This window comes from Ancylobacter sp., assembly GCF_965249975.1.
Classification (GTDB): domain Bacteria; phylum Pseudomonadota; class Alphaproteobacteria; order Rhizobiales; family Xanthobacteraceae; genus Ancylobacter.
In genome coordinates this window covers 197,137-205,959 of sequence record NZ_CBDFNE010000015.1, presented here as the reverse complement: position 1 = coordinate 205,959, position 8,823 = coordinate 197,137, and the positions used below count along the sequence as shown (strand labels likewise).

The following is an 8,823-nucleotide window of genomic DNA, read 5'->3' as shown; positions in this document are numbered from 1 at the left end:
GCGGCGGGTTCAGGGCTGTGGCGCGGGAAAGAGCTTCCGCCACAGCCCTTCCAGCCCCAGCGATCCGCCGCCGAACACCACCAGCGCGAAGGCCATGGCCGCCCAGGGCAGATGAAAATTCGCCCAGCCCTCGGGAATCGTAAGCTGGATGATGGCCGTCATGATCAGCAGGCCGAGCGCGGCAAAGCGGGTGCCGAGGCCGAGCAGCAAAAGCAGCGGCAGCACGATCTCCCCGGTTCCCGCCGCCGCCGCCATCAGCGTCGGGAAGGGGTAGGGGTAGGCGGCGCCAAAAAGGTGCAGTCGGAACTCCTCCTCGAACAGGAAATGCGCTCCGGCCGAGAGGGTGAGGAAGCCATCCCATTTGGTGAGGCCCGACAGGAAGAACGGCACCGCCAGCGCCACGCGCAGCGCGAGCAGCGGCAGGGGCGGCGGAATCGCCGCCAGCAGTGCCTCCGCCCGGGCAATTGCGGCCAGCAGCGAAAGAGGCCGACGCTGCTGCCCCCCGCGCGCAGCGCCCCTTATGTCGAACGTCATGGCACGTCTCCCTGTTGCATGTCGGTGAAGGCGCCAAGAGTGAGAAGCCCGACGAGCGCGGTGCCGAAGTCAAAGCCGGGGTTGGCGGCAAGGGCCGCCTCCGCCGCCGCGCCCAGCGTGTGGCCGGCGAAGAGCCGCGCGGCGAAGGGCTCGTCGCCGGGCGGCAGGACATGCACGCTCACCGTCATGTCCGGCCGCACCACCAGTACCGTCTCCGCGTTCCAGCTTTCGACCGGGGTGACAGTGGCGCCCTGATGCGCCGCCCAGATCGCGCCGACGGGATAGGCGGAGCGCAGCAATGTCGCGGAAGGATGCGGACGCAGGGCGAGGCCCGCCATCTCCTCCGGCGGCAGGCCGGCGAGCCGCTGGAGCTCCAGCGGTGCCGCGTCGGGGGCGTGATAGGCCCGCGTCCACGCCGCCTCAAGCCGGGCGACATCGGCGAGATAGGGCAGGGTCGCGGCAGGCGCGAAGCCGGCTATGAACTCCGGGAAATCGTCGCCATAGTGCATGAGCAAGGGTGAGACGGGCTTGCATCCACCGACATAGGCGCGAGCCATGCCGGCGAAGAATTCCGCCCCCACCAGCCGCTCGGTGACGGTGAAACGCTGCGCCAGCGCCCGCGTCAGCCCCACATGGACATTGTTGCGATAGACGGCGAAGCGAGCGGCATCCGCCGTGCCGCGCGCGCCGGTGAGGCCAGGCGGTACCTGGGCGCCAGGATGGAGAAGGGCTTGTGCGAAACCGTGTTGGCGGGTGGCGCTGTCCATGGCTCACCCCACCCGCCGCAACGGGGCGCATCGCGCCGCCTCGGCCGCGATCCGTGCCTCCACCCGCACCGCCTCGGCGTGCAGGGTGGCGAAGTCCGGCACGTCATTGTCCCATTCGATCAACGTCGGTACTGGGCCGGTGCGGGAGAGCGCATGGTCGTAGAGCGCCATCACATCGGCGCGGACCGGTGAGCCATGGGCGTCGATCAGCAGCCGGTCGCCGGCGCCGTCCGTCGTCTCGTCATAGCCGGCGAGGTGGATTTCGCCGACGTGCTCGACCGGGAACCGGTCGATATAGAGGTGAGGGTCCAGCCTGTGATTGACGCAGGAAACCATCACATTGTTCACGTCGAGCAGCAGGCCGCAGCCGGTGCGGGAGGCGACCGCCTCCAGAAAATCGATCTCGTCGATCGTGCTCTCCGCGAAGATGAGATAGGTGGAGGGATTCTCCAGCAGCAGCTGCCGCCCGATCGCCTGCTGCGTCTCCTCGACATGCGCGCTCACCCGCGCCAGCGTCTCCGCCGTGTAGGGCAGAGGCAGCAAATCGTTGAGAAAGCCGGTGTCATGGGTGGACCAGGCGAGATGTTCGGAAAAGCTCTGCGGCCGGTAGCGGTCGATCAGCGCCCGCAGCCGGTGTAGATGCGCGGTGTCGAGCGGTCCCGACCCGCCGATGGACAGGCCGACACCGTGCAGCGACAGTGGGTAGAGGCCGGCCACCGCTTCGAGATAGGCGTGTGGCGGCCCGCCCGCGCCCATATAGTTCTCGGCATGGACCTCGAAGAAGCCGATATCGGGCCGGGTTTCCAGCACATCACGGTAATGCTCGGGCTTCAGGCCGAGCCCGGCACGGGCCGGCAGGCGGTCGGGAGTGAGAGACATGGGACATCTCGCGTCAGACAAAGGGCTCGGGCAGGGCGCCGAAGAGGAGGCCCGCATAGCGGGCCTCCCTGAGCCGGCTCAGCTCTTGATCGGGGTCAGCGAGCCCATATGGCTGCCACCCTTCATGGTTACGCAGGTGCCCTTGGGCACCGCCTTCCAGGCATTGCCCTGATAGTCCATGGTCGAGGTGCCGGCGCAGCTGGTGCCGGGGCCGGCGGCGCAGTCATTCTGCCCCTTCAGGGCGATGCCGTAGCACTTCTCATTGCCGGCCATCTTTTCCGGCGCCAGCGGCGCGGCAAAGGCGGCGCCGGCAAGAGCAGCGGTGAGCGAGCCGGCGAGGGCGAGAGCAAGGGTCGAGCGGTTCATGGGTCGTCTCCTGTGGCATGGCGCGGCCCAGCTCGGCCGTGCGATTGTCCATTCGACCGCTACGGGGAAGGTGTTACGTTGCTGCCCGACACGAAGTCGTGATCGGTGCGCGACGGGTCTTGGCCGTTCTTTGCGCCCTCCCGTAACAAGTCGCCTCTGGCGTGCGAACAGGAGAAGCCGACGTTGAGCGGCCGGAACGAGCGCGAACTTGCCGATCTGCTCCGGGCGGCCATCGCTGGCGACGGGCGCAGCTATGCGCTGTTTCTCGACCGTGTCGCCGGTCTTGTCCGTGCCTATGCGCGCAGCAAGATCAGCCATGGCGGGGTGGACCCGGAGGATGTGGTGCAGGAGGTGCTGCTGGCGATTCACCTGAAGCGGCATACATGGCTGCCCGACGCTCCCGTGCTGCCCTGGGTCTATGCCATTGCCCGCTTCAAGCTGATCGACGCGTTCCGTCGCCGCGGACGGCGGGCGGAAGTGGAATTGGACGATATCGCCGAGACGATTCCCCAGCCGGAAGCCGAGACGGTGAGCGCGCGCGACATCGGCCGGGCGCTGGAAGGGCTCGCCCCCGGCCAGCGCTCCGTGGTGGCAGCGATTTCGGTCGAGGGCCGCTCGGTCGAGGAGACGGCGCGCACGCTGGATATGACGGAAAGCGCGGTGCGGGTGGCGCTGCACCGGGGCCTCGCCGCCATCGCGCGGCGCTTTGGACGTGAGTGACGATGTGAGTGACATGGACACGCAGGACCTCATCCGCGCCATGGCGGCCGATACAGGCCGTCGCGCCCTGCCGCTGCGCACCGCCTGGCGCGCCGCGCTGGCTCTGGCTGTTCTGGCGGCTGGGGTGGTGTTCGCGCTCGCTCTGGGCCCGCGCCCCGATGCTCTGGCGGCGCTGGAAACGCTGCGCTTCCTGTTCAAATTCGTGGTGACGCTGGCGCTGGCCGGCAGCGCCTTGCTGCTGCTGCGCCGGCTGGCGCGGCCGGGGGAGGAGGCGCGCGCCCCGCTCGGCTGGCTGCTGGCCGGGCCGGCGCTGCTGCTCGCCGGTGTGGGACTGGAACTGCTCGCCGTCCCCGCCGCCGACTGGTGGGGCCGGCTGGTCGGCGTCAATGCGAGGGTCTGCCTCACCTTCATTCCGCTGATCGGCGCGGCGCCGCTCGTCCTCTTCCTTGCCGTGCTGCGCCATGGCGCCCCCACGCGGCCAGCGCTCGCGGGCGCGGTGGCGGGGCTGCTGGCCGGCGGGCTGGCGGCGGCGTTCTATGCCGCGCATTGCCCCGACGATTCCCCACTCTTCGTCGCCACTTGGTACAGCCTCGCCATTGCCGGGCTGGCGGTGGCGGGGGCGATACTCGCCCCGCGCGTGGCGCGCTGGTAGGCGGGCGCCGCTATCCCGCGATCTCCGGCTCCACCAGTCGGGCCAGATTCTCCAGCGATTGCTGCCAGCCAATGGTGCAGGCTTCAGGCGGGATGGCGTCGGGTATGCCCGCCTGCACGATCTCCAACTCGGTGCCGAGCGACACCGCCCGCAGGCTCACGCTCACCACGATCTCGCCGGGCAAAGCGGGGTCGTCGAAGCGGTCGGTGTAGCGCAGGCTGCTGCCCGGGATCAGCTCCTGATAGGCGCCGCCGAAGGAATGGCTCTCGCCGGTGGTGAAGTTGCGGAAGGACATGCGGAACGACCCGCCGACGCGGGCATCGAGATGGTCCACGGTGCAGGTAAAGCCGTGTGGGGGAATCCATTTCGCCAGCGCATCCGCCTCGATGAAGGCGCGATAGACCTTCTCCGGGCGGGTTGCGAGGACGCGGTGCAGGCGTATCGTGCTGGGCATGGCGCGTGAGCCTCCTGATGTGCCGGTGCTGCCCCAAGGACGTGCGACCCGGCCCCCTGCCGACAGGGCCGCGAAAAAAGTTTCCGCTCCCTGTCGGTTCTGCGCCTCGCTTTTCGTCCTTGCGGGATCGAGGCGACCAGAGGGAGAACCGCGATGAACGTGCAGGCCTATCTGATGTTCAACGGCCGGACCGAAGAAGCGCTGGCGTTCTACACGCAGGCGGTCGGGGCAGAGGTGACGGCGCTGATGCGCTTTGGCGACGCGCCGGAGCCGCCGCCGCCCGGGATGATCCCGGAAGGTTGGGATGACAAGGTCATGCATTCCAGCTTCCGTATTGGCGCCGCCGAGCTCATGGCGTCGGATGGCTGCCAGTCTGGCGAGGCGGGCTTTGCCGGCATTTCGCTGGCGCTGTCGGTCGCGACCAAGGAAGAGGCCGAGACGCGGTTCGCCGCCCTGGTGGAGGGCGGGCAGGTGACGATGCCGCTCGGCCCCACTTTCTTTGCTCCCGCCTTCGGCTCGCTGGTCGATCGTTTCGGCGTGTCCTGGCTGGTCGTGGTCGTGGCGAGTTGAGGGGAGGGCGTGATGGCACAGCAGGTTTTCGTTCTCGTCGGCACCCGTAAGGGCGCCTTTCTCGCGGAAAGCGATGCGGCGCGCCGCTCCTGGCAGTTGCGCGGCCCGTTCTGCGAGACATGGCCGACCAACCATGTGGTCGCCGATCCGTTGAGCGGCACGCTCTATGCCGGCGGCGGCAATGAATGGTTCGGGCCGGCGGTGTGGAAATCGACCGATTTCGGCGCCAGCTGGACCCATTCGAGCCAGGGCCTCGCTTATGAGGCCGGGCAGGACCCGGTGAAGTCCGTCTGGAGTTTGGCGGTGGCCGGCGACGGCACGCTCTATGCCGGCGTCGAGCCGGCGGGCCTGTTTCGCAGCACCGATGGCGGGGTCAGCTGGACCCATCTTGACGGACTGCAGAAGCACCCGACCCGGCCGGAATGGCACCCCGGTGGCGCCGGGCTGATCCTGCATTCGCTGGTGCTGGATCCTGCCGACCCCAAGAAGATCTGGGTCGGCATCTCGGCGGCCGGCGTGTTTGCCAGCGAGGATGGCGGGCTCACCTGGGAGACCCGCAACCGCGGCACCCGCGCCGACTTCATGCCGGAAGGGCAGAACTATCCCGAATTCGGCCAGTGCGTGCATTGCCTCGTCATGGCGCCGGGCGGGCGCGGGCGGCTCTACCAGCAGAACCATTGCGGCATGTACCGTTCGGATGATGGCGGTCGCAGCTGGGAGAGCATCGAGAAGGGCCTGCCCTCCTCCTTCGGCTTCCCGGCGGCGGTGCATCCGCGCGACCCGGACGGGCTCTACCTCATCCCACTGAACGGTGACATCAAGGGCCGCTTCATGCCGGAGGGCAACGCGGCCGTCTGGCGCACGGGAGACGCGGGTGTGAGCTGGAGGGCACAGCGCTCCGGCCTGCCGCAGGGCGGCGCCTATTTCAACGTGCTGCGCCAGGCGATGGCCACCGACACGCTGGAACCGGCCGGGGTCTATTTCGGCAGCAATGCCGGCGGGCTTTATGCCAGCGCCGACGAGGGCGAAAGCTGGGACTGCATCGCGCCCTATCTGCCGACCATCACGTCCGTCGAAACGCTGGTGTGGGAGCGGTGACGACCATGGAGGAGGCGGGCAAGACGATGGAAGTGGCGCCCGCCGCCGCCCCCGTCCTCGTGCGCCTGCCGCCGCATCTCGTGGTGCTGTTTCCCGGCGCGGATCGGCTCGTGCCGCTGGAAGCCGCCAGCGTCGCCGAGATGGTCGAAGGGCTCGACGCGCTCTGGCCCGGCATGCGCGAGCGCATCTGCGACGAGACGCCGGCGATAAGGCGCCATATCAACGTCTTCGTCGGAGGGCGCCGCGCCCGTCTCACCACCCCGCTCGCCCCCGGGGCGGATGTCTTCGTCATCACTGCGATCAGCGGCGGCTGATCCCTGCCTCACGAAAGGTGCCCCATGTTTTACGCGCTGCTTTGCTATCATCAGGAAGACGTCGTCTGCGGCTGGACCAAGGAAGAGGACGACGCCGTGATGGTGCGGCTCGGTATCGTCCATGAGCGGCTGGAGGCCGCCGGCAAGCTCGGCCCGGCGGCGCGCCTTCTGCCCACCACCGCCGCCACCACGCTGCGCAAGGACCAGGACCCGCCGCTGGTGCTGGATGGTCCGTTCGCCGAGACCAAGGAGCAGCTGCTCGGCTTCTACATTCTTAACTGCGCCGACCTCGAAGAGGCGATCGGCATCGCCCGCGAGCTCGGTGCGGCCAATCCCGGCGGTTGCTATGAGGTGCGCCCGGTCGGGCTGTTCGTCGACGGCGGCGCGCGACCCTGATGGACGAGGCGCGCACGATCGGCACCACGCTCACGGCGGCGCGCCCGCAGGCGGTCGCGGCGCTGCTGCGCTATTTCCGTGACCTCGACCTCGCCGAAGAAGCGTTTCAGGAGGCGTGCCTGCGGGCGCTGAAGAGCTGGCCGCAGAACGGTCCGCCGCGCGACCCCCCCGCCTGGCTCATCTTCGTCGGCCGCAATGTGGCACTCGACAGCGTGCGGCGCCGGGCGAGGCAGGTGGCGCTGCCGCCCGAGGAAGTCTTTTCCGACACCGAGGACGCCGAGGCGGAGATCGCCGCGCGCATGGATGGCGCGCATTACCGCGATGACGTGCTCCGCCTGCTTTTCATCTGCTGCCACCCCGAACTGCCGGCGACGCAGCAGGTCGCGCTCGCCTTGCGCATCGTCTCCGGCCTCTCCGTCGGCCAGATCGCCCGCGCTTTTCTCGTCAGCGAGACGGCGATGGAACAACGGCTCACCCGCGCCAAGGCGCGCATCGCCCGCGCGCAGGTGGGGGAGGGCGGCGTGCCCTTCGAGCCGCCCGGCGCGCTGGAGCGGACGGAGCGGCTCGGCACCGTCGCCGCCATGCTCTATCTCGTCTTCAACGAGGGCTATTCCACGGCGGGCGACGCGGCAGCGGCGCGTGCGCCGCTGTGCGAGGAGGCGATCCGCCTCGCCCGGCTGCTGCTGCGGCTGTTTCCGGCCGAGCCGGAAATCATGGGCCTTGCCGCGCTGATGCTGCTGCAGCATGCCCGCGCCCCGGCCCGTTTCGCTGCCGACGGCACGGTGATCCTGCTGGAGCATCAGGACCGGACCCTTTGGAATCGTGCCTTCATCGCTGAAGGACTGGCATTGCTCGACAAGGCGATGCGCCACCGCCGGCCCGGCGCCTATCAGGTGCAGGCGGCTATCGCCGCTCTGCATGCGCGCGCCTCTACCCCTGAAGAGACCGATTGGGCGCAGATCGATCTGCTCTACGGCACGCTGGAAATCCTGACCCCTTCGCCCGTGGTGACGCTGAACCGGGCGGTGGCCATCTCCAAACTGCGTGGGCCGGAAGTCGCGCTGGCCATGGTGGAGCCGCTGGGCGACCGGCTTTCCGGCTATTTCCATTATCACGGCCTGCGCGGCGCGCTGCTGATGCAGCTCGGCCGCACCGGCGAGGCACGCGAAGGCTTCATGACGGCGATCAGCCTCGCCACCACGCCGGCCGAGGCCGCGCATATACGCAGCCATCTCGACGGGCTGAAATGAAGGGTTGTTACGCTTTCGGATTCCCTCGCCGTGCGGGGCGGGCGGGGCCGAGCTCGATCCAGGCCGGGGCATGGTCGCTTGCCTTGTCCCAGCCGCGCACCGCGCGATCGACCCCGGCGGCGGCGAGGCGCGGCGCCAGCGCCGGGCTGAGCAGCAGATGGTCGAGCCGCAGCCCGGCATCGCGCGCGAAGGCGTGGCGGAGATAATCCCAGAAGGTGTAGAGGCGCTCATCGGGATGCAGCGTCCGCAGCGCGTCCGTCCAACCCTGTGCGGTGAGAGTGTGAAAGGCCGCGCGCATCTCGGGCCGGAACAGCGCGTCGTCGGTCCAGCGCTCCGGCTTGTACACGTCGAGTTCGGTTGGAATGACGTTATAATCGCCGGCGAGCACGACAGGCACGTCGAGCGCCCGCAACTCCGCCGCGTGCGCCAGCAGCCGCGCGAACCAGCGCCGCTTGTAGTCGAATTTCGGCCCCGGCACGGGATTGCCGTTCGGCAGATAGAGGCAGCCGATCAGCAGGCCGTCGACCGCTGCCTCGATGTAACGCGCCTGCGTGTCCTCCGCCTCGCCCGGCAGGCCGCGCCTTGTCTCGATCGGCTCGCGGCCGCGGGCGAGGATGGCGACGCCGTTCCAGCTCTTCTGGCCGTGCCAGATGGCGCCATAGCCCGCCTGCTCGATGTCGCGGGCGGGAAAGCGGATGTCGGCTGCCTTGAGTTCCTGCAGGCACACCACATCCGGGCGTGCCTGCTCCAACCAGCGCAGCAGCACGGGGAGGCGCCCATTGACGCCGTTGACGTTGAAGGTGGCGATCTTCATCGGCGCGGT

Annotated in this window: 13 protein-coding genes; 7 read left to right on the top strand and 6 right to left on the bottom strand. The window is 69.0% G+C overall.

Features of this window, described 5'->3' with window-relative positions; genetic code table 11:
- Positions 1 to 9 precede the first annotated feature (9 nt).
- From ACP2AH_RS11815 to ACP2AH_RS11800, 4 genes are all read right to left on the bottom strand, one after another.
- Positions 10 to 534: a DoxX family membrane protein gene (locus ACP2AH_RS11815; RefSeq protein ID WP_425105981.1), complete on the bottom strand. Its 525-nt coding sequence runs from the start codon at positions 532 to 534 to the stop codon at positions 10 to 12.
- A complete protein-coding gene (locus tag ACP2AH_RS11810) occupies positions 531 to 1,301 on the bottom strand; it encodes a DNA-binding domain-containing protein (RefSeq protein ID WP_425105980.1) in 771 nt (256 codons plus the stop codon). Before ACP2AH_RS11810 ends, ACP2AH_RS11815 begins: the two co-directional genes overlap by 4 nt.
- A 3-nt stretch (positions 1,302 to 1,304) precedes the next feature.
- Positions 1,305 to 2,180: a DUF692 domain-containing protein gene (locus tag ACP2AH_RS11805; RefSeq protein ID WP_425105979.1), complete on the bottom strand. Its 876-nt coding sequence runs from the start codon at positions 2,178 to 2,180 to the stop codon at positions 1,305 to 1,307.
- Between the two features lie 78 nt (positions 2,181 to 2,258).
- Positions 2,259 to 2,546, bottom strand: a complete 288-nt coding sequence (locus ACP2AH_RS11800) for a DUF2282 domain-containing protein (protein ID WP_244450065.1) — start codon at positions 2,544 to 2,546, stop codon at positions 2,259 to 2,261.
- A gap of 183 nt (positions 2,547 to 2,729) precedes the next feature.
- Here ACP2AH_RS11800 and ACP2AH_RS11795 point away from each other — a divergent pair, with 183 nt between their 5' ends.
- Positions 2,730 to 3,266, top strand: a complete 537-nt coding sequence (locus ACP2AH_RS11795; protein ID WP_425105978.1) for a sigma-70 family RNA polymerase sigma factor — start codon at positions 2,730 to 2,732, stop codon at positions 3,264 to 3,266.
- A gap of 13 nt (positions 3,267 to 3,279) precedes the next feature.
- Positions 3,280 to 3,918 (top strand): NrsF family protein, encoded by a 639-nt coding sequence (locus ACP2AH_RS11790; protein WP_425106161.1) that lies wholly within the window; start codon positions 3,280 to 3,282, stop codon positions 3,916 to 3,918.
- A 10-nt stretch (positions 3,919 to 3,928) separates the two neighbouring features.
- Here ACP2AH_RS11790 and ACP2AH_RS11785 read toward each other — a convergent pair whose 3' ends face one another.
- Entirely contained in the window at positions 3,929 to 4,372 is a 444-nt protein-coding gene (locus tag ACP2AH_RS11785; protein WP_425105977.1) for an SRPBCC family protein, read from the bottom strand.
- Positions 4,373 to 4,525: 153 nt separating this feature from the next.
- Here ACP2AH_RS11785 and ACP2AH_RS11780 point away from each other — a divergent pair, with 153 nt between their 5' ends.
- The 5 genes from ACP2AH_RS11780 to ACP2AH_RS11760 are packed head-to-tail and all read left to right on the top strand — an operon-like array spanning position 4,526 to position 8,000.
- Complete coding sequence (locus tag ACP2AH_RS11780; RefSeq protein WP_425105976.1) at positions 4,526 to 4,942, top strand: VOC family protein; 417 nt, start codon at positions 4,526 to 4,528, stop codon at positions 4,940 to 4,942.
- A 12-nt stretch (positions 4,943 to 4,954) separates the two neighbouring features.
- Positions 4,955 to 6,040, top strand: coding sequence for a WD40/YVTN/BNR-like repeat-containing protein (locus ACP2AH_RS11775; RefSeq protein WP_425105975.1), 1,086 nt, complete (start codon positions 4,955 to 4,957; stop codon positions 6,038 to 6,040).
- Between the two features lie 5 nt (positions 6,041 to 6,045).
- A complete protein-coding gene (locus ACP2AH_RS11770) occupies positions 6,046 to 6,354 on the top strand; it encodes a MoaD/ThiS family protein (RefSeq protein WP_425106160.1) in 309 nt (102 codons plus the stop codon).
- A 24-nt stretch (positions 6,355 to 6,378) separates the two neighbouring features.
- Positions 6,379 to 6,750 (top strand): YciI family protein, encoded by a 372-nt coding sequence (locus ACP2AH_RS11765; RefSeq protein WP_425105974.1) that lies wholly within the window; start codon positions 6,379 to 6,381, stop codon positions 6,748 to 6,750.
- Positions 6,750 to 8,000: an RNA polymerase sigma factor gene (locus tag ACP2AH_RS11760; RefSeq protein ID WP_425105973.1), complete on the top strand. Its 1,251-nt coding sequence runs from the start codon at positions 6,750 to 6,752 to the stop codon at positions 7,998 to 8,000. The genes ACP2AH_RS11765 and ACP2AH_RS11760 overlap by 1 nt, the downstream gene beginning before the upstream one ends.
- A 7-nt stretch (positions 8,001 to 8,007) precedes the next feature.
- Here the strand turns inward: ACP2AH_RS11760 and xth are convergent, their stop codons facing one another.
- Entirely contained in the window at positions 8,008 to 8,814 is an 807-nt protein-coding gene (gene xth / locus ACP2AH_RS11755; protein ID WP_425105972.1) for an exodeoxyribonuclease III, read from the bottom strand.
- Positions 8,815 to 8,823: the final 9 nt, after the last annotated feature.